The sequence below is a fragment of the Cereibacter sediminicola genome, assembly GCF_007668225.1.
Lineage (GTDB): Bacteria > Pseudomonadota > Alphaproteobacteria > Rhodobacterales > Rhodobacteraceae > Cereibacter_A > Cereibacter_A azotoformans.
Map to the genome: position 1 here is coordinate 183,548 of NZ_VDEK01000002.1, position 22,008 is coordinate 205,555.

Genomic DNA, 22,008 nt, shown 5'->3' on the forward strand with positions numbered 1-22,008 from the left:
GCGTCCGAAACGGGAGCGGGAGGGGCAGCGCCTGCCCCTCCCGCCTTATTGCGCCGCGACGCTGTAGCTTTCGACCGGCGGGCAGATGCAGACGAGGTTGCGGTCGCCCCAGGCATTGTCAACCCGGCCGACGGGCGGCCAGTATTTGTCCACCCGAAAGGCGCCCGGCGGGAAGCAGCCCTGCTCGCGCGGGTATTTGCGGTCCCAGTCGGCGACCAGATCCTCGACCGTGTGGGGCGCGTGCCGCAGCGGGCTGTCGGCGGCCGCGATCTCACCGGCCTCGACCGCGCGGATCTCCTCGCGGATCGCGAGAAGGGCCGTGATGAAGCGGTCGATCTCGGCCTTGGTCTCGGACTCGGTCGGCTCCACCATCAGCGTGCCGGGGACGGGCCAGCTCATGGTCGGCGCATGGAAGCCGTTGTCGATCAGGCGCTTGGCGATATCATCGACCGTCACGCCGGCCTCGGCGAAGGGGCGGGTGTCGAGGATGCATTCATGCGCCACCCGGCCGCGGTTGCCCATGAAGAGCACGTCGTAGGCCCCCCTTAGCCGCGCCGCGACATAGTTCGCGTTCAGGATCGCCACCCGCGTCGCCTGCGTCAGCCCCTCGCCGCCCATCATCAGGCAATAGGCCCAGGAGATCAGCAGGATCGAGGCCGAGCCATAGGGAGCGGCCGAAACCGGCCCCTCGTGGGTAGCCACGATCTGGCCTCCGGCCAAGGGGCCGCCCGTCTCGGGATGGCCCGGCAGGTAGGGCGCGAGATGCGCCTTGACCCCGATCGGCCCCATGCCGGGACCGCCGCCGCCATGCGGAATGGCGAAGGTCTTGTGCAGGTTCAGGTGGCTCACGTCGCCGCCGATGGCGCCCGGCTGCACGAGGCCCACCATCGCGTTCATGTTGGCGCCGTCGATATAGACCTGGCCGCCGTGCTCGTGGGTGATGCGGCAGACCTCGCGCACGGTCTCTTCAAAGACGCCGTGGGTCGAGGGATAGGTGATCATGCAGGCCGCCAGCCGGTCGCCCGCCGCCGCCGCCTTGTCACGGAAGTCGTCCAGATCGACGTCGCCGTTCGGCGCGGACTTCACCACCACCACCTTCATCCCGGCCATCTGCGCCGAGGCCGGGTTCGTGCCGTGCGCCGACATCGGGATCAGGCAGATGGTGCGCTCGCCCTCGCCCCGCGCGCGGTGGTAGGCGAGGATCGTGAGCAGCCCCGCGTATTCCCCCTGCGCGCCCGAGTTCGGCTGCATCGACATGGCGTCATAGCCGGTGATGCGGCAGAGGCGCTCGCTGAGGTCACGGATCGCCTCTGTATAGCCGGCCGCCTGTTCGGGCGGCGCAAATGGATGAAGGGTGGCGAACTCGGGCCAGGTGATCGGCATCATCTCGGCCGCGGCGTTCAGCTTCATCGTGCAGCTGCCCAGCGGGATCATCGCCCGGTCGAGCGCCAGATCCCGGTCCGACAGGCGGCGCATGTAGCGCATCATTTCGGACTCGGCCCGGTTCATGTCGAAGACCGGGTGGGTCAAATAGGCGGACTCGCGCAGCATCGCCTCGGGGAAGCCGAGGCCCACCGTCGCGGGCGCGGGATCATGGATGCCGAAGGCATCGAGCACGCGAGCGATCACGCCCGCGTCGGTCGTCTCGTCGAGCGAAATCCCCACCCGGTCGCGGCCCACCTTGCGCAGGTTGATGCCGCGGTGGCGCGCGGCGGCCAGGATGCCCGCCTGCCCCACCCCCACCTCGACGGTGATCGTGTCGAAGAAGGCCTCGGGGCTGACACGGGCGCCGGCGTCCTTCAGCGCCTGCGCAAGTCGGACGGTGTTCAGATGCACCCGCTCGGCGATGTGGCGCAGGCCCTTGGGCCCGTGGAAGACGGCGTAGAAGCTCGCCATCACCGCCAGAAGCGCCTGCGCGGTGCAGACGTTCGAGGTCGCCTTCTCGCGCCGGATGTGCTGCTCGCGGGTCTGGAGCGCGAGGCGATAGGCCTTGTTGCCGCGCGCATCCACCGAAACGCCCACGAGGCGCCCCGGCATCGAGCGTTTCAGCTCGTCCCGGCAGGACATGAAGGCCGCGTGCGGGCCGCCATAGCCCATCGGCACGCCGAACCGCTGGCTCGATCCGATGGCGATATCGGCGCCCATCGCGCCCGGCTCCTTCAGCAGGCAGAGCGCCAGAAGGTCGGTTGCCACGATCGCCAGCGCCTTCGCCTCGTGCAGGGCCGCGATCTCGCGGGTGAAGTCGCGCACGAGGCCGTAGGTGCCGGGATACTGGAAGAGCGCGCCGAACACGTCCTCGGGCACCAGTTGCGCGGGATGGCCCACGATGACCTCGATCCCCAGGGGCTCGGCCCGGGTGCGGATCACGGCGATGGTCTGGGGATGGCAGTCGGCATCGACGAAGAAGGCGCGCGCCTTCGACTTCGCGGCGCGCTCGGCCATGGTCATCGCCTCGGCCGCGGCCGTCGCCTCGTCCAGAAGCGAGGCGTTCGCAACGGGCAGGCCGGTCAGGTCCGCCACCATGGTCTGATAGTTCAGCAGCGCCTCGAGCCGGCCTTGCGCGATCTCGGGCTGGTAGGGCGTGTAGGCCGTGTACCAGGCCGGGTTTTCCAGGATGTTGCGCTGGATCGCGGGCGGCGTCACGGTGCCGTAATAGCCCTGCCCGATCAGCGAGACCATCACGCGGTTCTTTGCCGCCACCTCGCGCATCTTCTGCAAGAGCTCATGCTCGGCCAGCGGCGCCCAGTCGAGCGGCTGGTCCTGCCGGATCGAGGCGGGCACCGTCTCCTCGATCAGCTGGTCGAGCGAGGACACCCCCACCACGCGCAGCATCTCCTCCATTTCGGAGGGCGACGGGCCGATGTGCCGGCGGTTGGCGAAATCGTAGGCGTTGTAGTCGGTGGGGGTGAAGGTCATGGTTCAGCCGATCAGATCCTGATACTCGTCCTCGTCCATGAAATCGTCGAGCACCGACAGATCCTCGACCCGCATCTTGAAGAACCACGCGGCCATCGGATCGGCGTTCACGAGCCCCGGCTTGTCCGTGAGCTTTTCATTGACGGCCACGATCTCGCCATCCATCGGCGCCAGGATGTCCGACGCGGCCTTGACGCTCTCGATCACGGCCACCTCGTCGCCCTCCGCCACCATGGTCTCGACCTCGGGGAGTTCGATGAACACGACATCGCCAAGCTGCGTCGCCGCATGTTCGGTGATGCCGACCACGACGAGGTCGCCCTCGACCCGCAGCCATTCATGCTCCTTGGTGTATTTCATCTTCAGCCTCAGCGTTTGTAGGTGGAGGGTCGGAACGGAAGGTCGGTCACCATCACGGGCAGGCGCTTGCCGCGCACTTCGCCCGCAAGGGCCGTGCCCGGCGCGGCCTGCGCGGCGGCCACATATCCCATGGCGACCGGAGCCTCGAGCGAGGGTGCGAAGCCGCCGGATGTGACGCGGCCGACGGGTGTGCCGTCAGGGGTGTAAAGCTCGGTCCCCTCGCGCATCGGCGCCCGGCCTTCGGGGCGCAGGCCCACGCGAAGACGCTCGGGGCCGGCCTCGAGTTCCCGCAGGATGCGTTGCTCGCCGGCAAAGCCGCCCGCGCGGGCCCCGCCGGGCCGCCGCACCTTCTGGATCGCCCAGGAAAGGCCCGCCTCGATCGGCGAGGTGGTGGTGTCGATGTCGTGGCCGTAGAGGCAGAGCCCCGCCTCGAGCCGGAGGCTGTCGCGGGCGCCGAGCCCGACGGGCGCCACCTCCTCCATGGCGAGAAGCGCCTCGGCGAAGGGCGCGATGATGGCGCGCGGGACCGAGATCTCGAACCCGTCCTCGCCGGTGTAGCCCGAGCGCGAGATCCAGAGCGCCTCGCCCTGCCAGCCGGCGACGGCGAAATCCATGAAGCGCATGCCGGCCGCCGCAGGCACCAGCCGCGCGAGCGCCGTCTCGGCTGCGGGGCCCTGAAGCGCCAGAAGCCCGCGGCTTTCCACCGAGGCGACTTCGGCCACCTCGCGCAGTTCCTCGCGCAGATGGGCCGTGTCGTTGGCGACGCAGGCCGCGTTCACGACAACGAAGACATGGTCGCCGCGATTGGCGAACATCAGGTCGTCGAGAATGCCGCCCGTGTCGCTGGTGAGGATCCCGTAGCGTTGGCGCCCTTCGGGCAGGCCCAGCACATCCACCGGCATGAGCCGTTCCAGCGCGGCGCCCAGATCGGCCATGGCCCCCTTCGGCCGCAGCAGAAGCTGGCCCATGTGGCTCACGTCGAAGAGGCCGGCGGCCGCGCGGGTGTGGAGATGCTCCTTCATCACGCCCGCGGAATACTGGACCGGCATCTCCCAGCCGGCGAAGGGCACCATCCGGGCGCCCAGACTGACATGAAGATCATGCAGCGGCAGCTGCCGCAGCCCTTGGGTATCGTCGCTCACGCCGCCCTCCTGGTTTCGATGCCGGCGGAATGCGCGGCACCGCATGGACGGATCCCGTCCTGCAGTGCCCCCTCTGTCCCTTGCGCCTGAGATCGTTATCCCTTCGGCGGGCCTTCCGGCCTCTCTCCAGAGTCTTCGTGTCAGGACGGTCCTTGCGCCTGAGAGTTTACCGGGGCGGTTGCTCCTTCGGCACCGGGTTGCCCCGGATTCTCCCGATCCTGATGGGACTCACCTAGCCCGGGCACGAAGCACCTGTCCAGCGGAAAAACACGACGCTTTGACCGGAAAAGGCGACATGACGGCCGCGGCGCGAGGGCAGGCGGGAGAGAGCGGGGGCGCTGCCCCCGCACCCCCGGGATATTTGAGCGAGAATGAAGGGGATGCGCGCTCCGGGCGCCGGGGGCGCCGCCCCGGAGGGGGCGGCGCCGGGTCTTCAGGTCCGCGCCTGGCGGATCAGGTCGAGGATGTGCTTGGCGGCCGAGGGAATGTTGGTTCCCGGCCCGAAGATCGCCTTGACGCCCGCGTTGTGGAGGAACTCGTAATCCTGCTGCGGGATCACGCCGCCGCAGATCACGAGGATGTCGCCCGCGCCCTTCTCCTTCAGCGCCTCGATCAGCTTGGGCGCCAGCGTCTTGTGGCCGGCGGCGAGCGACGAGATGCCCACCACATGCACGTCGTTGTCGATGGCGTCCTGCGCGGCCTCTTCCGGGGTCTGGAACAGCGTGCCCACATCGACGTCGAAGCCGATGTCGGCGAAGGCGGTAGCGATCACCTTGGCGCCGCGGTCGTGGCCGTCCTGGCCCATCTTGACCACCAGCATCCGCGGGCGGCGGCCCTCTTCTTCCGCGAAGGCCTCCACGTCGCGCTGGATCTGCGCGAAGCCGTCGTCGCCCTCGTAGGCCGCGCCATAGACGCCCGAGAGCGTCTTCACCTCGGCGCGATGACGGCCGAACACCTTTTCCATGGCCATGCTGATCTCTCCGACAGAGGCGCGGGCGCGCGAGGCGTCCACGGCGGCTTCGAGCAGGTTGCCGCCCTCGGTCGCGCGGCGGGTGAGTTCGTCCAGCGCCGCCTGGCAGGCGGCCTCGTCGCGGGTGGCGCGCATCCTTTCCAGCCGTGCAATCTGCGCTTCGCGAACGGCGACATTGTCGATGTCGAGGATCTCGAGCGGATCCTCCTTCGCCAGGCGATACTTGTTCACGCCGACGATCACATCCTCGCCACGGTCGATGGCGGCTTGACGGCGGGCGGCGGATTCTTCGATCCGCAGCTTTGGCATCCCCGAGGCCACGGCCTTGGTCATGCCGCCCATCGCCTCGACCTCCTCGATCAGCGCCCAGGCCTTTTCGGCCAACTCGTTGGTCAGGCTCTCGACATAGTAGCTGCCGGCCAGCGGATCGACGACCTTGGTAACGCCGGTTTCCTCCTGCAGGATCAGCTGGGTGTTGCGCGCGATCCGGGCCGAGAATTCGGTGGGCAGCGCGATGGCCTCATCGAGCGCGTTGGTGTGCAGCGACTGCGTGCCCCCCAGCGCCGCGGCCAGCGCCTCATAGGCGGTGCGGATCACGTTGTTGTAGGGGTCCTGCTCCTGCAGCGACACGCCCGAGGTCTGGCAATGGGTGCGCAGCATCAGGCTGCCGGGCTTCTTCGGCTCGAACTCGGACATGATCCGGTGCCAGAGCAGCCGGGCGGCGCGCAGCTTCGCAGCCTCCATGAAGAAGTTCATGCCGATGGCGAAGAAGAACGACAGCCGGCCGGCGAAATCGTCCACGTTCATGCCGCGCGCCAGCGCCGCCCGGACATATTCGCGCCCGTCGGCCAGCGTATAGGCCAGCTCCTGCACGAGGTTCGCCCCCGCTTCCTGCATGTGATAGCCGGAGATGGAAATGCTGTTGAACTTCGGCATCTCCTTCGAGGTGTATTCGATGATGTCCGCGATGATCCGCATCGAAGGCTCGGGCGGATAGATATAGGTGTTGCGGACCATGAACTCCTTGAGGATGTCGTTCTGGATCGTGCCCGACAGCTGATCGCGCGGAACGCCCTGCTCCTCGCCCGTAACGATGAAGTTCGCCAGCACCGGGATCACCGCGCCGTTCATCGTCATGGAGACGCTGATCTTTTCCAGCGGGATGCCGTCAAACAGGATCTTCATGTCCTCGACCGAGTCGATGGCGACGCCCGCCTTGCCGACATCGCCCACCACGCGCGGGTGGTCGCTGTCATAGCCGCGGTGGGTGGCCAGATCGAAGGCGACCGAGACGCCCTGCTGACCGGCCGCCAGCGCCTTGCGGTAGAAGGCGTTCGAGGCCTCGGCGGTCGAGAAGCCGGCGTATTGCCGGATCGTCCAGGGCCGGCCGGCATACATCGTCGCGCGCACGCCGCGGGTGAAGGGGGCAATGCCGGGCAGCCCGCCCAGGTGGTCGATGCCGTCGAGATCGGCCCTGGTGTAGAGCGGCTTGACCGGGATGCCTTCCAGCGTGTTCCAGGTCAGGCTGTCGGGGCTTTTGCCCTTCAGCTCCTTCTCGGCGAGCTTGCGCCACGCATCCAGATTTTCGGTCATCGGGTCTTCCCTTTTCCTGACCGCGGGCCCGAGGCCGCGCGTTGAGACTTGGGTTTCGGCGGAAGCCAGCCTATATGAGGGCGGGAGGCCGCATGAAACCCTTTCAAATTCTTGTTCTTGCCGCGTTTCTGCCTTGCGTGGCCCTCGCCGAGAGCCCCGATCCGGGGACGGGTCCGGTGGATGCGCATGGCCTGACGCTGTCGCAGTTCCTGTGGACGAAGCGGCCCGTGGTGGTCTTTGCCGACACGCCTGCGGATCCGAACTTCGTCCGGCAGATGCAGATGATCGACGCCCGGCTCGACCATCTGGACGAGCGCGACGTGATCGTGATCACCGACACCGACCCGGCCGAGCCCTCCGAGATCCGCCGCGCGCTGCATCCGCGCGGCTTTTCGCTCGTGCTGCTCGACAAGGACGGGCAGGTGAAGCTGCGCAAGCCCCTGCCCTGGGACGTGCGCGAGATCGGCCGGGCCATCGACAAGTTCCCCCTGCGAAGGGATGAACTGCTCGAGAGGAACCCGGCCGGCCGGTAGCTCATTCGAACTCCATGATGATGTCGTCGACGCGCAGGCTCGATCCGGGCGCGGCGGCGACGCGCTTGACCACGCCCTTGCGCTCGGCGCGCAGGATGTTCTCCATCTTCATGGCTTCGACCGTGGCGAGCGCCTGGCCTTCCTGCACCTCGTCGCCCTCATCGACGTTGATCTTCACCACCAGGCCCGGCATCGGGCAGAGCAGGAAGCGCGAGGTGTCCGGCGGCAGCTTCTCGGGCATCAGCAGCGCCAGCTCCGCCTGACGTGGGGTGCGGACATGGACCTTCAGATCCGCGCCGCGCAGCCGCAGCCGGAAGCCCATCGGGATCTTGCCGACCTTCATCACCAGGGGCTTGCCGTCCACCATCACCCGCGCCAGCGGCTGGCCCGGCGTCCAGTCCGAGGTGCAGCGCAGCGACGAGCCATCGCAGAAGGTGACGGTCGAGCCTTCGCGGTCGGCGGCGATGCCCACCCGGAAGTCCTCACCCTGCAGCGAGACCACCCAGTCGTCGCCCACCGTCCGCTCGTGGTTGTCCATCGTGCCCGAGATGCGGGTGCGGCGGATCTCGGCCACGCGGTTCATGGCGGCGGCGGCGGCGGCGACGCGGCGCAGCGTCGGCTCATCGAGCGTCGCCCCCTGGAAGCCGTCGGGATATTCCTCGGCGATGAAGGCGGTGGTGATGTCGCCACTCACGAAGCGCGGATGGTCCATGACCGCGCCAACGAAGGGCAGGTTGTGGCCGATGCCCTCGACCTCGAACGTATCGAGCGCCAGACGCATTTCCTCGATCGCCGCTTCCCGCGTCGGCGCCCAGGTGCAGAGCTTGGCGATCATCGGGTCGTAATACATCGAGATCTCGCCGCCCTCGAACACGCCGGTGTCGTTCCTGACGACCGAGGTGGGCGTGACGGCCTCGACCGGCGGGCGGTAGCGGGTGAGCCGCCCGATCGAGGGCAGGAAGTTGCGATAGGGATCTTCAGCATAAAGCCGGCTTTCCATCGCCCAGCCGTTGATCTTCAGGTCCGACTGCTGGAAGGGCAGCTTCTCGCCCGCCGCCACGCGGATCATCTGCTCGACAAGGTCGATGCCGGTGATCAGCTCGGTCACGGGGTGCTCCACCTGAAGCCGGGTGTTCATCTCGAGGAAGTAGAAGTTCTTCTGCCCGTCCACGATGAATTCGACCGTGCCGGCGCTGGCATAGCCCACGGCCTTCGCCAGCGCGACGGCCTGTTCGCCCATCGCCTTGCGGGTGGCTTCATCGAGGAACGGCGAGGGCGCCTCTTCGATCACCTTCTGGTTCCGGCGCTGGATCGAGCACTCGCGCTCGTGCAGATAGACGCAGTTGCCGTGCTTGTCGGCCAGCACCTGGATTTCGATGTGGCGCGGTTGCGTGACGAACTTCTCGATGAAGATCCGGTCGTCGCCGAAGCTGTTGGCGGCCTCGTTCTTCGAGGATTCAAACCCCTCGCGCGCTTCCTGCGCGTTCCAGGCGATCCGCATCCCCTTGCCGCCGCCGCCGGCGCTGGCCTTGATCATCACCGGATAGCCGATCTCGTCCGAGATCTTCACCGCCTCGTCGGCATCGGCAATCAGGCCCATGTAGCCCGGCACGGTCGAGACGCCGGCCTCTTTCGCCAGCTTCTTCGAGGTGATCTTGTCGCCCATCGCCTCGATCGCCGGGGACGGCGGGCCGATGAAGACCACGCCCGCCTTCTCCAACGCGGCGGCGAAATCCATCCGTTCCGACAGGAAGCCGTAGCCCGGATGCACGGCCTCGGCGCCCGACGCCTTGATCGCCTCCATGATCTTGTCGATCACGATGTAGGACTGGTTCGCGGGCGGCGGCCCGATGTGGATCGCCTCGTCCGCCATGCTGACGTGGAGCGCGTTGCGGTCGGCGTCCGAATAGACGGCCACCGTCTTGATGCCCATCTTGCGGGCGGTCTTGATGACGCGGCAGGCGATCTCGCCCCGGTTCGCGATCAGGATCTTCTTGAACATCATCGTCCCTTTGTCAGCAGCACGCCCGGAGGCGCGAAAACGAAAAGGACCGCCCGGGCGATTGCCCGGACGGTCCCTGCGGATGGTCCTGCGCCGCACCAGCGGCGCGGATGACGTGAGCGGTCGCCGCCGGAGCGGCGCCGGACTCAGTAGTAGTTGCCGCCCGAGCGGCAGGGCGGCAGGCCCGGCACGCCGCAGCTGGCAGCGCCGGCGAGGGCGCCCAGAGCGGCACCGGCCACCATGTTCTCGTCGGTCGCGTCGGCGAGCGCCGCCCCCGCGAGGGCGCCGCCGCCTGCCCGGCCCGTGGCCGTGTCGCAGGCCGAGACGGTTGCGGCGATGGCGCCGAGAAGAAGGAATTTCGTGATGTTGGACATGCTCTGCCTCCGGCTTCTGTTATGTCGGAGCAGAGAATTACCGCAACCTGCGGCATGGAAAAGCCGAAAAGGCTGCAACCGGCGAGGTCGGCCGAATGCCGCTCACGCGGGGAAAAAGCCGGTCCGGGGCGCGGGGCGCCGGACCGGAAGGAAAGGGAAGGGTCGCAGTCTCGCGGAAAGCGATCCGCCGGAACGGCCACCTCCGCCCCCGAAAGATGGGGCGCCGCTCCCCCGCTGGCAAAGCCCGCGAGGGCGCGCGATCCGCGATGCGCGATATTCGGCCGCAGGAGCAGGAGCTTGCGCGGAAGCACGCCTATTCCTCCTCCTCGTCGCCCCAATCGTCCTCGTCCTGGGACGAGGTGGGTGCGTCCGGGGCAAAGATCTCGGGAAAGGCGGCCTCGGCCTTGCGCCGGTCGATCCGCAGCAGCGCGTCGTAGGATTCGGGGTCGAACGGATCCTCGGCGGGCACCACCTCACGGCCGAAGAGCCACGACAGGCGCCCCGCGTCGAGGTTGCCCCGCTCGAACGGGTCCTCGCCGAAATGCTCCCACAGGGCCGTGAGAAAGCCCAGATCGGCGGCGCGGTCCACGGCCTTGCGGTCGCGGTAACGCTCGCGCCGGATGATGCGCGTGGCGCCGTCCTTGTTGGCGCGGCGGATCGTGTATTGAAGGTCGGTGCCGGGATAGCGGCTGGGGAAGCCCCGATGCTTCAGCATGCCACGCCCTCCCCCGTCGGGAGGGCGGGAAGGTGGGCGGGCCGGAGATGCTCGACGGCCCGCCCGGGCAGATTACTTGTACTTGCCCGTGTAGACCGGCTCGGCCGTGACGGCCGGCTGTTCCACGTAAACCGTTTCCTCTTTCTTCGCGCAGGCAGCGACGAACGCAACCATGCACAGCGCGAAAACAACAGTGCTCTTCGACATCCTCTACTCCATTTATCATTGCAAGCCGACGCAGAGGATCCTTCCTCTCCGTGGACTTCCTGCGAGGCATAGACCGCTTGGGTTCGGTCGTCCACCATCGTATCTGATCCCCCAAGCGATTGACACATCATGCGTTTCAAACCGTCGCCCTGTGACTCTTCTACATCAGCCCGCCGCTCGGCGCCGAAAGGGACCACAATAGATGGTGCTGTCATCAGAAGGCCTCCAAGATACAGTGGCCATCCTGAACGCTGAAGGCCTCGAAATATTGTGTCGCCTCGGGGTCGGCGGCGCCGAAGGGCAGCGGCCGGTCCGAGAAGGAGATGATCACCTGCTCCGGCTGGGGCAGGACGTCCACGATCCTCGGCACGACATAGGCCTCGCACAGCGCAAGCATGTCGGCGAAGGCCATGTCATGGTCGATCCCTCCGCCGCTCCCGATGCCGGGCGCGAGGAAGCGGAAGCGGAACGTGAGACCCGAAGGCCCCGGCTCGTTCCAGATCGTGTCCAGAAGCGTGACCGCCTGGCCCGAGGGCACCGGAATCAGCGCGGCCGCATCGGTCATGCCGCGCACCGCCGGACCTGCGCGGCCTGACCGGCCAGCGATCCGGGCGCCCCTGCAACGCCCGGCACGACGACACGTCTCATCTCCCCCTCCCCTTCCGTGGTGTCAGAGGGGGATGTTATCGTGCTTCTTCCAGGGATTGCTGAGTTTCTTGTTCCGCAGGCTGGCAAAGGCGCGCGACACCCGGCGGCGGGTCGAGTGCGGCATGATCACCTCGTCGATGAAGCCGCGCTCGGCCGCCACGAACGGGTTCTCGAACCGGTCCTTGTATTCCCTGGTGCGGGCCGCGATCTTCTCGGCATCGCCCAGTTCCGAGCGGTAGAGGATCTCGGTCGCGCCCTTGGCGCCCATCACCGCGATCTCGGCCGTGGGCCAGGCGTAGTTGAAGTCGCCGCGCAGGTGCTTGGAGGCCATGACGTCATAGGCGCCGCCATAGGCCTTGCGGGTGATGACCGTGACCTTCGGCACCGTCGCCTCGCCATAGGCGAACAGCAGCTTCGCGCCGTGCTTGATGACGCCGCCATATTCCTGGCCCGTCCCCGGCAGGAAGCCCGGCACGTCCACCAGCGTCAGGATCGGGATGTTGAAGGCATCGCAGAAGCGCACGAAGCGCGCGGCCTTGCGCGAACTGTCGATGTCGAGGCAGCCCGCCAGCACCATCGGCTGGTTCGCCACCACGCCGACCGTCTGCCCCTCCATGCGGATGAAGCCGGTGATGATGTTGGCCGCGTAATCCTTCTGGATCTCGTAGAAGTCGCCTTCGTCCGCGATCTTCAGGATCAGTTCCTTCATGTCGTAGGGCTGGTTCGGGTTGTCGGGGATCAGCGTGTCGAGGCTGTCCTCGATCCGGGCCACATCGTCGAAGAACGGGCGCACCGGGGCGGGCGTGCGGTTCGACAGCGGCAGGAAATCGACCAGACGGCGGATTTCATAGAGGGCCTCCACGTCGTTCTCGAAGGCGCCATCGGCCACCGAGGACTTTTTCGTGTGGGTCGAGGCACCGCCCAGCTCCTCGGCGGTCACGACCTCGTTCGTCACGGTCTTCACCACGTCGGGCCCGGTGACGAACATGTAGGAGGTGTCCTTCACCATGAAGATGAAGTCGGTCATGGCGGGCGAGTAGACCGCACCACCGGCGCAGGGGCCCATGATCACCGAGATCTGCGGGATCACGCCCGAGGCCATGATGTTGCGCTGGAACACGTCGGCATAGCCGGCGAGCGAGGCCACGCCCTCCTGGATCCGCGCGCCGCCCGAGTCGTTCAGCCCGATCACCGGCGCGCCGTTCTGCATCGCCATGTCCATGATCTTGCAGATCTTCTGGGCGTGCGTCTCCGACAGCGAGCCGCCGAACACCGTGAAGTCCTGGCTGAAGACATAGACCATGCGGCCGTTGATCGTGCCCCAGCCGGTCACGACGCCGTCGCCTGCGGGCCGGTCGTCCTGCATCCCGAAGTCCGTGCAGCGGTGGCGCACGAACATGTCGAACTCCTCGAACGAGCCTTCATCGAGAAGCAGTTCGATCCGTTCGCGGGCCGTCAGCTTGCCGCGCTTGTGCTGGGCATCGACACGGCGCTGCCCGCCCCCGGCGCGGGCGATCGCGCGACGATCTTCGAGTTCCTGGAGAATGTCTTTCATGGCCTTGCCCCCCGAATTTCGGCGCACCATAGTCAGGAGCCCGCTGCTGCGAAAGAAAATTTCGGGATATTTGCAAATTACTTTGCCAGCGCAGCGTGCAAATCGCAAATCCGCAAACAGGACCCCTCCATGCCTACGCTTCCGGTGCCTTTCGTCACCATCGGGCTTCTTCTCGCGTCGAACATCTTCATGACCTTCGCCTGGTACGGGCATCTGAAGTTCAAGACCGCGCCGCTTCTCATCGTCATCTTTGCAAGCTGGGGGATCGCCTTCTTCGAATATCTCCTTCAGGTGCCGGCGAACCGCATCGGACACGGCCATTTCTCGGCCGCCGAACTCAAGACCATACAGGAGGTGATCACCCTGGCCGTCTTCGCCGCCTTCTCGGTGCTCTACCTGAAGGAGCCGCTGCAATGGAATCATCTGCTCGGATTCGCCTTCATCGGGCTGGGGGCTTTCTTCATCTTCCATCGCTGGAGCTGATGGACAGTTCGTCGCAGGAGGCCTAACTCTCGACGATGCTTGCCCTGCCCCCTCCCCGCTTCCTGAACCGGCAGTCGCCGCCCCACATCATCACGCTCGTGATGCTGACGGGGCTTGCGGCGCTGTCGATGAACATCTTCCTGCCCTCGCTGCCCGGCATGGCCGCCTGGTTCGAGGCGCCCTACCAGCTGCTCCAGCTGTCGGTCGCGCTCTATCTCGGCCTGAGCGCGGTCTTGCAGGTGCTGGTCGGGCCGATCTCGGACCGGTTCGGGCGGCGCAGCGTGATCCTGTGGTCGCTCGGGCTCTTCCTTCTGGCGACGGTGGGAACGCTCGTGGCGCCCACGGCCGAGGTCTTCCTCTTCTTCCGCATGGCGCAGGCGGTGATTGCCGCAGGGATCGTGGTCAGCCGGGCGGTCGTGCGCGACATGGTGCCGGATGAGCAGGCGGCCTCGATGATCGGCTATGTCACGATGGGCATGTCGCTGGTGCCGATGATCGGGCCGGTGATCGGCGGCGTGCTGGACGAGCTGTTCGGCTGGCATGCGAACTTTGCGCTGCTGCTGGCGCTGGGGGTGGCGGTCACGGTGCTGGTCTGGGCCGATCTGGGCGAGACATCCGAGATCCGGCCGGTCAGCTTCGGTGCGCAGATGCGGCAATATCCGGCGCTGCTCGGTTCGCAGCGGTTCTGGGGCTATGTGCTTTGCGCGGCCTTCGCCTCGGGCTGCTTCTTCGCCTATCTCGGCGGCGCGCCCTTCGTGGGGACCGAGATCTTCCACCTCTCCTCCTCGCAGGTGGGAATCTACTTCGCCGCCCCCGCCATCGGCTATGCGGTCGGCAACTTCCTGTCGGGCCGTTACTCGATCCGCATGGGCATGAACCGGATGGTGCTCTGGGGGTCGGTGGCCACGACCGGCGGGCTGGCGATCCTGATGGGCGGCACGCTGGCCGGGCTGCACCATCCCACCTTCTTCTTCGGCATGATGACGGCCGTGGGGCTGGGCAACGGCATGGTGCTGCCCAACGCCAACGCCGGGATGCTGTCGATCCATCCGCAGCTTGCGGGCACGGCCTCGGGCCTCGGCGGCGCGATCATGATCGGTGGCGGCGCGGCGCTGGCGGCACTCGCCGGTGCGGTGCTGACCGTCGAGGGCGGAGAGATGCCGCTGATCGTCATCATGCTGGTTTCGGGCCTCGCCTCGATCGCGGCCATCCTGTGGGTGATCCGGCGCGCCCGGTCGCTCGGCCTGCCCACCTGACGGGGCCGTTGACGCGCACCCTTTGCAAAGGCACAACCAGCTTTGCAAAGGGAGGCCGGAGATGGCGCAGAAACTCTATGCCGGGGCGAAACTGCGCGAGCTTCGGGTCAAGCTCGGCCTGACGCAGAAGGTCTTTGCCGAGCGGCTGGGCGCCTCGCTGCCCTATCTCAACCAGATGGAGAACAACCACCGGCCCGTCTCGGCCACCGTGGTCCTGGCGCTCGCGCAGGAGTTCGGGGTGGATGTGACCAAGCTCACCACCTCCGAGGCCGAGCGGATCGTCACCGACATGCGCGAGGCGCTGGCCGATCCGATCTTCACCGACAGCCCGCCGCTTGCCGACCTGAGACTCGTGGCCTCGAACGCCCCGGCGCTGGCGCGGGCCTTTCTCGACCTGCACCGCGCCTACCGCCAGACGCACGAGCGCCTTGCCTCGCTCGACGAGGCGCTGGGGCGGGATGAGGCCGACCTGCGCCCCTCGCCCTGGGAGGAGGTGCGCGACTTCTTCCACTATTGCGACAATTACATCGACGCGGTGGACCGCGCGGCCGAACATTACGCAGCCCCCGGAGGGGTCCGGCGCGACATCCTCGCCGCCGCGATGGAGACGCTGGCGCGGGCGGGGATCGAGCTGCAGATCTCGGACATGCCGGCCATCCGCAGCCGCGAGGGCAATGCGCTGCGCCTGTCGGCACGCGCCGCCGCGCCCACGCAACGGTTCCAGCTTCTGCATCAGGTGGCGCTGCTGACGCAGAACGACCTGCTCGAGGCGACGCTGGATCTCGCACGGTTCCAGACGCCCGAGGCGCGCGAGATCGCCAAGATCGGTCTGGCCAACTATTTCGCGGGGGCGGCCCTCCTGCCCTACCGCCCCTTCCTGCAGGCGGCGGCCGAGACGCGCCACGATCTGGAGCGGCTGGCCGACCTCTTCGGCGCCTCGATCGAGCAGGTGGCGCACCGGCTGTCCACCTTGCAGCGGCCCGGCGCCAAGGGCGTGCCCTTCTTCTTCGTCCGGGTGGATCAGGCGGGCACGATCACCAAGCGCCATTCGGCCACGCGCTTCCAGTTCGCGCGCTTCGGCGGAGCCTGCCCGCTGTGGAACGTCCACCGCGCCTTCGAGACGCCGGGCCAGTTCCTGCGCCAGCTCGCCCAGACGCCGGACGGGGTGCGCTACCTGCTGCTGGCGCGGGACGTGTCGAAAGCGGGGGGATCCTTTACCGCGCCCGTGCGCCGCTACGCCATCGGCCTCGGCTGCGAGTTGCTGCACGCCGATGCGCTGGTCTATGCGGACGGGCTGGATCTGAAGGGGAGGTTCGAGCCTATCGGCATCTCCTGCCGGATCTGCGACCGGCAGGAGTGCCACCAGCGGTCTGTGCCGCCGCTGGAAAAGCGCCTTCGGGTGGACCCCGACCGACGCGGGTTGTTGCCCTACGAGATTGTCGATTAGCAGGTCGCCCGTGGGCGGCCTGCAAGCCGTCTCATATGCACGCGCTCATGGCGCGATCCTCATCCGGTGCGTGCCCGGGTCAGCGGTCCGACGTGGGACCCTGTGAACCACGAGGTTCAGCCGCGTTCATTCCAGACAAGACGCGCAAGATGCGGGTCGGATTTCCTGAGGGTGCCGCTCGTCCCGGTCACGTCCGGAAGATCCGCCATCAGCTCGTGCGGGGTGTGGATCATGCCGTGCTCCCTCTTGGTTTCGTTAAATAAAAGCTACCCCGGAGATTCTTTTCGCGCCTTGACGCGCATCAATGTCAGCGGCGCGCCGGGCGAAAGCCCGCCGACTCGGCCTCGCGCACGCTGCAGAACCACTGTTCCTCGGGGCCGGATATGACGGTGCGATCGTAGTCCGCCTGCCCCGGCAGGTGGTAGATCCGGCCGTTCTTCGAGACATTGCCCTTGATCGCGCACTCGCCCGGCGGAGGCGACGCGGGCGGACGGTGGCGGTAGTCCTCGGGGCGCTGCATCGGCCCGGACCAGACGCCCATGCCTTCCGCCTGCGCCCGCCCCTCCTCGCCGACATAGCGCATGGAATAGCGCCGATAGGCGAGCGCCGCACCGGACCGCACCATCCGCGCGCCGACATCCTGCCCATCTACCTCGCAGGTGGCGAGAAGCCGCCCGTAGCGATCGCGTTCGCCCCCCGTGCAGCGCACCTGCCCGCCGCCCAGCAACAACTCGAGCCGCTCGGTCGCCCATTCCCCGCAGGACCACACGAGATCGCGCTCGCCGCAGGTCTGGTTGCGCTCGGGCGCGTCGATCCCGAACAGGCGCACGCGGACGCCCTCGATTTCCAGCGTGTCCCCGTCGATGACGCGCGCGGGCCCCTCGAGGGCCGCAGCGGTCCCGCCGGACGGCAGCAGGGCGAGCAGAACGAGAAGAGAACAAAGTCTTAACATACCGGCTGACTTCGACGCTCGGGCGCCGAAAGGCAAGCCGGAAGTTAAGGAAGGGTTAAGGAAGGGCTAGGGAACGTTGAAAGGTCACCGCTGCGCCAGGCGCCAGTTCGGGTTCACCACCGGCTCGTAATTCAAGGGCGCCAGCGGTGTCCGCCCCAGCACATGGTCCGCCGCCTTCTCGCCCACCATCATCGAGGGGGCGTTCAGGTTGCCGTTCGTCACCCGCGGAAAGATCGAACTGTCGGCCACGCGCAGCCCCGCCACGCCGATCACCCGGCATTCGGGATCGACCACCGCCATCGGATCGTCGGCCCGCCCCATCCGCGCCGTGCCGCAGGGGTGGTAGGCGCTTTCCACATGCTCGCGGATGAAGGCGTCGATCTCGTCGTCGGACTGGCAGGCCGGCCCCGGCTGGATCTCGCCCTTCACGAAGGGGCGGAATGCCTCCTGCCCGAAGATCTCGCGCGTGAGGCGGATGCAGCGGCGGAAGTCGTCCCAGTCCTCGGGCGTCGACATGTAGTTGAAGCGGATCACCGGCGCGGCCTCGGGATCGGCCGAGCGCAGCGTGACCGACCCGCGCGAGGGCGAGCGCATCGGCCCGACATGGACCTGGAAGCCATGCCCCTCAGCCGCCGCCTTCCCGTCATAGCGCACGGCGATCGGCAGGAAGTGGTACTGGATGTCGGGATACTCCACCCCCGCCTTCGAGCGGATGAAGGCGCAGGCCTCGAACTGGTTCGAGGCGCCAAGGCCGCGCCCGGTGAACAGCCATTGCGCGCCCACCATCACCTTGCCGCGCAGGTTCCAGTGCTTGAAGAGCGTAACCGGCTGGAGGCTGGCGTATTGCATGTAGACCTCCAGATGATCCTGGAGGTTTCGGCCCACGCCCGGCCGGTCGGCCACCACGGGCAGCCCATGCTCGGCCAGATGCGCGGCCGGGCCGATGCCCGACAGCATCAGCAGCTTCGGCGTGTTGATCGACGAGGCGGCAAGGATCACCTCGCGCCCCGCCCGGATCACCTCGCGCCGGCCGCGGCGCTGCACTTCGACGCCGACCGCCCGGCCCTCCTCGATCACCACCCGCAGCGCGAGCGCGCGCGTGACCTTGACGCCGAACCGCTTCATGGCGGGCTTGAGATAGGCGTTGGCCGCCGACCAGCGCCGGCCCTGCCAGATCGTGGCCTCCATCGGGCCGAAGCCCTCCTGCGCGGCGCCGTTGTAGTCGTCGGTCACAGGATAGCCCGCCTGCCGCCCCGCCTCGATGAATGCGTTGAAGAGCGGATTCGACCGCGGCCCCCGCGTCACATGCAGCGGCCCGTCATGGCCGCGCCAGTCCACGTCGCCCGGAACGTGCCAGTTCTCCATCCGCTTGAAGTAGGGCAGCACGTCGGCAAAGCCCCAGCCCGCCGCCCCCGACTCGGCCCAGTGGTCGAAGTCGCGCGCATGGCCGCGGACATAGACCATCCCGTTGATCGAGGAGGACCCCCCGATCACCTTGCCGCGCGGCGTGGCCAGCACCCGGCCGCCCAGATGCGGCTCGGGCTCGGTCTTCAGGCCCCAGTCGTAGATCCCCATGTTCATCGGATAGGAGAGCGCCGCCGGCATCTGGATGAAGGGACCGGCATCGGTCCCCCCATGCTCGATGACCAGCACCGAACGGCCCGCCTCGCCCAGCCGGTAGGCCATGGCACAGCCGGCCGAGCCGGCACCCACGATCACATAATCGAACATCGCGGTTCCTCAGTAGGGGGAGTCCACCGGCCCCATGCCGACATAGACCGACTTCACCTGCGTGTAGTGCTCGACGGCGGCGCGGCCGTTCTCGCGGCCCACGCCCGACATCTTGACCCCGCCGAAGGGTGCCTCGACCGGCGTCAGGTTGTAGGCGTTGATCCAGCAGGTCCCGGCCTGCAGCTGCGCCACCACCCGGTGCGCCCGCGTGAGATCGGCGGTGAAGACCCCCGCCGCAAGCCCGAAGTCGGTGCCGTTCGCCCGCGCGATCACCTCTTCCTCGGTCTCGAAGTCGAGGACCGCCATCACCGGCCCGAAGACCTCCTCGCGCGCGAGGGTCATGGTGTCGGTCACATCGGCAAAGACCGTGGGCTGGACGTAGCAGCCAGGGCTGACCGAAGCCTCGCCGCCGCAGACCAGCCGCCCCCCCTCGGCGCGGGCTTTCTCGATAAAGCCCAGCACCTTCTCGAGCTGCGCCGGCGACACCAGCGGGCCCATCTGCACCTCGGGGTCGAGCGGATCGCCCATGCGGATCGCATCGGCGCGCTCGGCGAGACGCGCGAGGAACGCCTCCTTGATGCCCTTCTGCACGAAGACCCGCGTCCCGTTCGAGCAGATCTGGCCCGACGAATAGAAGTTGCCCAGCATCGCCGCACCGATGGCGCTTTCGAGATCGGCGTCGTCAAAGACGATCAGCGGCGACTTGCCGCCCAGCTCCATCGTGACATGGCGCACGCCATCGGCCGCGGCGGCATAGACGCGGCGACCCGTGGGCACCGAGCCCGTCAGCGAGACCTTGGCCACCCGGCTGTCGCTCACCAGCGCAGCGCCCACCGCGCCCCGGCCCTGCACCACATTGAACAGCCCCGGCGGCAGGCCGGCCTCGATCAGGATTTCGGCCAGCTTCAGCGCGCCGAGCGGCGTCACTTCGGAGGGCTTGAACACCATCGCATTGCCCAGCGCCAGCGCCGGCGCCGCCTTCCAGCAGGCGATCTGGCTGGGGTAGTTCCAGGCGCCGATGCCCACACAAAGGCCCAGCGGCTCGCGGATCGTGTAGACGAAATCCTGCCCCAGCGGGACCGTCTCACCCGTCACGGCGGGCGCGAGGCCCGCAAAGAACTCCAGCGCATCCGCGCCCGACGGCCAGTCCGCCACCAGAGTTTCCTGCAGCGGCTTGCCGGTGTCGAGCGTCTCGAGAATGCTGAGTTCCTCGTTGCGCTCGCGGATCAGGTCCGAGGCGCGGCGCAGGATGCGGGCCCTCTCGACGGGGCGCAGCGCGGCCCAGTCCTTCTGCGCCCGCGCACCGGACGCCAGCGCCGCTTCGATCACGGCGGGCGTGGCCTCGTGCAGGCGCGCGATCTCCTCGCCATTGGCCGGGTGGATCACGGGGATCGGCGCGCCGGCCGCATCCTCGAGCGGGCGGCCGTCAACGAAATGGCTGGCGGCGGGCTGGGCTCTCACAGGGTCGGTTCCTTCAGATGGGATTTCAGATAGGCCCGGGCACAGGCGACGGCGGCCGCGCCATCGGGCGCGCCATCCTTCAGCACCTCGCGCAGATAGAGGCCGTCGATCAGCGCGCCGAGCCCGTCGGCCAGCTCGCCCGCCTGCACCCCGGCCAGCGGACGCAGCCCCACAAGCAGATTCGACCGCAGCCGGCGCTGATAGACCGCGAGCAGCCGCCGGGCCTCGGGGACGGTCTGGGCCAGGACATAGAAATTCAGCCAGGCCCCCACCACCTCGCGGCGGAAGTTGGTGGGCGAGAACGAGGCCCGCAGGATCGCGGTGATCCGCGCCTCGGGCGTGGCGACCCCCCTCAGCGCGCCCCGCACCTCGGCGCCGTAAAGCGCCAGGACGTGACGCATCGCCGCAAGGAAAAGGGCTTCCTTCCCGCCGAAATAATGATGCGCAAGCGCGGAAGACATGCCCGCCTGTCGCGCGATCTGACTCACCGTCACATCGAGAGAGCCGGCCCGGCCGATCTCGGCGATCGTGGCTTTGACGAGCGCGGCCTTTCGGATAGGCTCCATACCGAGTTTCGGCATGTGAAGGATACCTGATTTTGTGGTTGCCAAGCCGAGCTATCGTGAAGTTTATTGACTCGTCAATCAACAAAAAACGGGGAGACACCATGACGCCCATCCGACAGGCCCTGCTGGCCGCCGCCTCCACCCTGGCCCTTGCGGGACCTGCGCTTGCCCAGGATCAGTGCCGCGAGATCACCTTCTCCGATGTGGGCTGGACCGACATCACCGTGACCACCTCGGCCACGCGCCAGATCCTCGAGGCCCTGGGCTACGAGGTCGAGGTGGACATCCTCGGGGTGCCGGTCACCTACGCCTCGATGGACAAGGGCGACGTGGACGTGTTCCTCGGCACCTGGCTGCCGGCGCAGGAGGGCGCGATCGGCCCCTACCTCGAGAAGGGCACGATCGAAGAGATCACCACGAACCTCGACGGCACGAAATACACGCTCGCCGTGCCCACCTACCTCTACGACAAGGGTCTCAAGACCTATGCCGACATCGCCAGCTTCAAGGACGAGCTGGATGGCAAGGTCTATGGGATCGAGCCCGGCAACGAGGGCAACGAATATCTCATCAGCCTGACCGAAGCCGGCAAGCCGCTCGAGGGGATGGAGATCGTGCAAAGCTCCGAGCAGGGGATGCTGGCGCAGGTGGCCCGCTTCTACCCGCAGGAAAAGGGCGTGGTCTTCCTTGGCTGGGAACCGCACCCGATGAACGCCACCTTCTCGCTGAAATACCTGCCGGGCGGCGAGGACTTCTTCGGCGAGGAAGGCGTGGTCAAGACCGTGGCGCGCAAGGGCTTCAAGGAAGAGTGCCCGAACGTGACCAAGCTGCTCGCGCAGCAGAAGTTCAACCTGCCCATGGAGAACGAGATCATGGGCAAGATCCTCGACGGCGGGATGGAGCCCGACGCGGCCGTGCTCGAGTGGCTGAAGGCCAATCCCGACACGATCGACCCGTGGCTTGCGGGCGTGACCACGACCGACGGCCAGGACGGCCTTCCGGTCGTGAAGCAGGCCCTCGGCCTCTGAGGCTGCGCCTCCGGCGCGTTCCGCAGGCGTCAGCCCCCGGAGCGCGCCTTCCGGGGCGTCCGGCCGTCA

Annotated in this window: 19 protein-coding genes and 2 riboswitches; of the genes, 5 read left to right on the forward strand and 14 right to left on the reverse strand. The window is 67.6% G+C overall.

The genetic code is table 11. The features are described from left to right. Positions 1-45: 45 nt before the first annotated feature. The 4 genes from gcvP to scpA form a co-directional block, all read right to left on the reverse strand. Positions 46-2,916, reverse strand: coding sequence for an aminomethyl-transferring glycine dehydrogenase (gcvP, locus tag FG154_RS02215; RefSeq protein ID WP_145103945.1), 2,871 nt, complete (start codon positions 2,914-2,916; stop codon positions 46-48). A gap of 3 nt (positions 2,917-2,919) precedes the next feature. Further along, positions 2,920-3,276 carry a glycine cleavage system protein GcvH gene (gcvH, locus tag FG154_RS02220; protein WP_011909258.1) on the reverse strand — a complete coding sequence of 119 codons (357 nt, stop codon included), beginning with the start codon at positions 3,274-3,276 and terminating at the stop codon, positions 2,920-2,922. Between the two features lie 8 nt (positions 3,277-3,284). Further along, positions 3,285-4,418, reverse strand: a complete 1,134-nt coding sequence (gcvT, locus tag FG154_RS02225; RefSeq protein ID WP_145103947.1) for a glycine cleavage system aminomethyltransferase GcvT — start codon at positions 4,416-4,418, stop codon at positions 3,285-3,287. A gap of 71 nt (positions 4,419-4,489) precedes the next feature. Beyond that, a riboswitch (glycine riboswitch) is annotated at positions 4,490-4,550 on the reverse strand. A gap of 5 nt (positions 4,551-4,555) precedes the next feature. Next, positions 4,556-4,643, reverse strand: a riboswitch (glycine riboswitch). Between the two features lie 208 nt (positions 4,644-4,851). Further along, on the reverse strand, positions 4,852-6,981 hold the full coding sequence (gene scpA, locus FG154_RS02230; RefSeq protein ID WP_145103948.1) for a methylmalonyl-CoA mutase: 2,130 nt from the start codon (positions 6,979-6,981) through the stop codon (positions 4,852-4,854). A 92-nt stretch (positions 6,982-7,073) separates the two neighbouring features. Here scpA and FG154_RS02235 point away from each other — a divergent pair, with 92 nt between their 5' ends. Then, positions 7,074-7,514, forward strand: a complete 441-nt coding sequence (locus tag FG154_RS02235; RefSeq protein ID WP_145103950.1) for a DUF4174 domain-containing protein — start codon at positions 7,074-7,076, stop codon at positions 7,512-7,514. A gap of 1 nt (position 7,515) precedes the next feature. Here FG154_RS02235 and FG154_RS02240 read toward each other — a convergent pair whose 3' ends face one another. The 6 genes from FG154_RS02240 to FG154_RS02265 all read right to left on the reverse strand — a co-directional run bounded on the left by FG154_RS02240 (position 7,516) and on the right by FG154_RS02265 (position 13,015). Next, positions 7,516-9,516 carry an acetyl-CoA carboxylase biotin carboxylase subunit gene (locus tag FG154_RS02240; RefSeq protein ID WP_145103952.1) on the reverse strand — a complete coding sequence of 667 codons (2,001 nt, stop codon included), beginning with the start codon at positions 9,514-9,516 and terminating at the stop codon, positions 7,516-7,518. Between the two features lie 146 nt (positions 9,517-9,662). Further along, positions 9,663-9,890, reverse strand: coding sequence for a hypothetical protein (locus FG154_RS02245; protein ID WP_011909263.1), 228 nt, complete (start codon positions 9,888-9,890; stop codon positions 9,663-9,665). A gap of 313 nt (positions 9,891-10,203) precedes the next feature. Further along, on the reverse strand, positions 10,204-10,605 hold the full coding sequence (locus FG154_RS02250; protein ID WP_145103954.1) for a hypothetical protein: 402 nt from the start codon (positions 10,603-10,605) through the stop codon (positions 10,204-10,206). Between the two features lie 72 nt (positions 10,606-10,677). Then, the gene (locus FG154_RS21695; RefSeq protein ID WP_044248239.1) at positions 10,678-10,812 is read right to left on the reverse strand and encodes a hypothetical protein; all 135 of its coding nucleotides are present in this window, start codon (positions 10,810-10,812) and stop codon (positions 10,678-10,680) included. 214 nt (positions 10,813-11,026) lie between these two features. Further along, positions 11,027-11,377 carry a DUF6497 family protein gene (locus FG154_RS02260; RefSeq protein ID WP_145103956.1) on the reverse strand — a complete coding sequence of 117 codons (351 nt, stop codon included), beginning with the start codon at positions 11,375-11,377 and terminating at the stop codon, positions 11,027-11,029. A gap of 105 nt (positions 11,378-11,482) precedes the next feature. Beyond that, positions 11,483-13,015, reverse strand: coding sequence for an acyl-CoA carboxylase subunit beta (locus FG154_RS02265; RefSeq protein ID WP_145103958.1), 1,533 nt, complete (start codon positions 13,013-13,015; stop codon positions 11,483-11,485). Positions 13,016-13,144: 129 nt separating this feature from the next. On the opposite strand from FG154_RS02265, the gene FG154_RS02270 reads away from it, so the two are divergent. The 3 genes from FG154_RS02270 to pccR all read left to right on the forward strand — a co-directional run bounded on the left by FG154_RS02270 (position 13,145) and on the right by pccR (position 16,201). Then, positions 13,145-13,498: a DMT family protein gene (locus tag FG154_RS02270; RefSeq protein WP_011909266.1), complete on the forward strand. Its 354-nt coding sequence runs from the start codon at positions 13,145-13,147 to the stop codon at positions 13,496-13,498. 35 nt (positions 13,499-13,533) lie between these two features. Continuing rightward, positions 13,534-14,754, forward strand: a complete 1,221-nt coding sequence (locus tag FG154_RS02275; RefSeq protein WP_145103960.1) for a multidrug effflux MFS transporter — start codon at positions 13,534-13,536, stop codon at positions 14,752-14,754. Positions 14,755-14,815: 61 nt separating this feature from the next. Beyond that, entirely contained in the window at positions 14,816-16,201 is a 1,386-nt protein-coding gene (gene pccR, locus FG154_RS02280; RefSeq protein ID WP_145103962.1) for a propionyl-CoA assimilation transcriptional regulator PccR, read from the forward strand. Between the two features lie 307 nt (positions 16,202-16,508). On the opposite strand, the gene FG154_RS02285 is transcribed toward pccR, so the two are convergent. The 4 genes from FG154_RS02285 to betI all read right to left on the reverse strand — a co-directional run bounded on the left by FG154_RS02285 (position 16,509) and on the right by betI (position 20,926). Next, positions 16,509-17,153 carry a thermonuclease family protein gene (locus FG154_RS02285; protein WP_145103964.1) on the reverse strand — a complete coding sequence of 215 codons (645 nt, stop codon included), beginning with the start codon at positions 17,151-17,153 and terminating at the stop codon, positions 16,509-16,511. An 84-nt stretch (positions 17,154-17,237) separates the two neighbouring features. Continuing rightward, positions 17,238-18,884: a choline dehydrogenase gene (gene betA, locus FG154_RS02290; protein WP_145103966.1), complete on the reverse strand. Its 1,647-nt coding sequence runs from the start codon at positions 18,882-18,884 to the stop codon at positions 17,238-17,240. Between the two features lie 9 nt (positions 18,885-18,893). Beyond that, positions 18,894-20,345, reverse strand: coding sequence for a betaine-aldehyde dehydrogenase (gene betB, locus FG154_RS02295; RefSeq protein WP_145103968.1), 1,452 nt, complete (start codon positions 20,343-20,345; stop codon positions 18,894-18,896). Then, complete coding sequence (gene betI / locus FG154_RS02300; RefSeq protein ID WP_145103969.1) at positions 20,342-20,926, reverse strand: transcriptional regulator BetI; 585 nt, start codon at positions 20,924-20,926, stop codon at positions 20,342-20,344. Before betI ends, betB begins: the two co-directional genes overlap by 4 nt. 86 nt (positions 20,927-21,012) lie before the next feature. Between betI and choX the strand changes: the two genes are divergently transcribed. Then, positions 21,013-21,939 (forward strand): choline ABC transporter substrate-binding protein, encoded by a 927-nt coding sequence (gene choX / locus FG154_RS02305; protein ID WP_145103971.1) that lies wholly within the window; start codon positions 21,013-21,015, stop codon positions 21,937-21,939. Positions 21,940-22,008: the final 69 nt, after the last annotated feature.

Excerpts from the sequence above, each read along its gene's own strand:
- gcvH (WP_011909258.1), bottom strand. The coding sequence starts at position 3,276 with ATGAAATACACCAAGGAGCATGAATGGCTGCGGGTCGAGGGCGACCTC.
- choX (WP_145103971.1), top strand. The coding sequence starts at position 21,013 with ATGACGCCCATCCGACAGGCCCTGCTGGCCGCCGCCTCCACCCTGGCC.
- FG154_RS02275 (WP_145103960.1), top strand. The coding sequence starts at position 13,534 with ATGCTTGCCCTGCCCCCTCCCCGCTTCCTGAACCGGCAGTCGCCGCCC.
- FG154_RS02285 (WP_145103964.1), bottom strand. The coding sequence starts at position 17,153 with ATGTTAAGACTTTGTTCTCTTCTCGTTCTGCTCGCCCTGCTGCCGTCC.
- gcvP (WP_145103945.1), bottom strand. The coding sequence starts at position 2,916 with ATGACCTTCACCCCCACCGACTACAACGCCTACGATTTCGCCAACCGC.
- scpA (WP_145103948.1), bottom strand. The coding sequence starts at position 6,981 with ATGACCGAAAATCTGGATGCGTGGCGCAAGCTCGCCGAGAAGGAGCTG.
- FG154_RS02265 (WP_145103958.1), bottom strand. The coding sequence starts at position 13,015 with ATGAAAGACATTCTCCAGGAACTCGAAGATCGTCGCGCGATCGCCCGC.
- betA (WP_145103966.1), bottom strand. The coding sequence starts at position 18,884 with ATGTTCGATTATGTGATCGTGGGTGCCGGCTCGGCCGGCTGTGCCATG.
- FG154_RS02250 (WP_145103954.1), bottom strand. The coding sequence starts at position 10,605 with ATGCTGAAGCATCGGGGCTTCCCCAGCCGCTATCCCGGCACCGACCTT.
- FG154_RS02270 (WP_011909266.1), top strand. The coding sequence starts at position 13,145 with ATGCCTACGCTTCCGGTGCCTTTCGTCACCATCGGGCTTCTTCTCGCG.
- FG154_RS02235 (WP_145103950.1), top strand. The coding sequence starts at position 7,074 with ATGAAACCCTTTCAAATTCTTGTTCTTGCCGCGTTTCTGCCTTGCGTG.
- FG154_RS02240 (WP_145103952.1), bottom strand. The coding sequence starts at position 9,516 with ATGTTCAAGAAGATCCTGATCGCGAACCGGGGCGAGATCGCCTGCCGC.
- pccR (WP_145103962.1), top strand. The coding sequence starts at position 14,816 with ATGGCGCAGAAACTCTATGCCGGGGCGAAACTGCGCGAGCTTCGGGTC.
- FG154_RS02245 (WP_011909263.1), bottom strand. The coding sequence starts at position 9,890 with ATGTCCAACATCACGAAATTCCTTCTTCTCGGCGCCATCGCCGCAACC.
- FG154_RS21695 (WP_044248239.1), bottom strand. The coding sequence starts at position 10,812 with ATGTCGAAGAGCACTGTTGTTTTCGCGCTGTGCATGGTTGCGTTCGTC.
- betI (WP_145103969.1), bottom strand. The coding sequence starts at position 20,926 with ATGCCGAAACTCGGTATGGAGCCTATCCGAAAGGCCGCGCTCGTCAAA.
- FG154_RS02260 (WP_145103956.1), bottom strand. The coding sequence starts at position 11,377 with ATGACCGATGCGGCCGCGCTGATTCCGGTGCCCTCGGGCCAGGCGGTC.